This window comes from Agrococcus sp. HG114 (genome assembly GCF_024723325.1).
Lineage (GTDB): Bacteria > Actinomycetota > Actinomycetes > Actinomycetales > Microbacteriaceae > Agrococcus.
Map to the genome: position 1 here is coordinate 1 of NZ_JANQCH010000270.1, position 579 is coordinate 579.

The window sequence follows — 579 nt, forward strand, 5'->3', positions numbered from 1 at the left end:
GGCGAGCTCGGCTCGCCAGCGCGCCGCCTCGCGCCGCCGGCGCTGCCGGCGCACGCGGCGACCGTCGCCGAGGCTCGCGAGCGCGATGACCGGGCCGAGGAGCGCGAACACGAGCACGGTCGGCGTCTGCAGGAGGAGCCACATCGCGGCCGCGCCGAGCACGGGCGCGAGGCTCGCGAGCAGCGGGAAGGACGCGGGCTCCGGCTCGGCGGGGGGACGCGGCAGGTCGATGCGGGTCTCCATGCGCGCAGGATGACGCACCGGGCGGGCCCGCGAGCCGGCGGGTGCGGCACCTGTGGAGGCGGGCGCGGCGCCCTACCGCCGCGCGAGCGATGCGGGGTTGAGGCGGGCCAGCAGCGGTCGGACGCGCCCTGCGCCCTCGTCGCGCTCCGCGAGCACCGCGTCGCTGAGCGCCCACGCCGCCTCGACCTCCGGCTCGCTCGGCTGTCGGGGCGCGAACACCGCTCGGTCGACGCGCTCGGCGAGCTCGCGCATGCGCGCGTCCGCTCCTGCCTGCTCGAGGCGGGGGGCGGCGTCCGACGGGGCCGCCCCGCGGTCGCGCCGCCCCGTGTCTTATAA

2 protein-coding genes are annotated in these 579 nt (G+C 79.4%); both read right to left on the reverse strand.

Annotated features, from left to right (window positions below):
* Positions 1–243: hypothetical protein (locus NWP09_RS13180; protein ID WP_258275932.1), on the reverse strand; the 243-nt coding region annotated here is incomplete at its 3' end.
* Between the two features lie 72 nt (positions 244–315).
* Positions 316–495 carry a hypothetical protein gene (locus tag NWP09_RS13185; RefSeq protein ID WP_258275933.1) on the reverse strand — a complete coding sequence of 60 codons (180 nt, stop codon included), beginning with the start codon at positions 493–495 and terminating at the stop codon, positions 316–318.
* Positions 496–579 lie beyond the last annotated feature (84 nt).

What these genes read in the sequence shown, in the direction of transcription:
- NWP09_RS13185 (WP_258275933.1), bottom strand. Translation starts at nt 495, where the DNA reads ATGCGCGAGCTCGCCGAGCGCGTCGACCGAGCGGTGTTCGCGCCCCGA.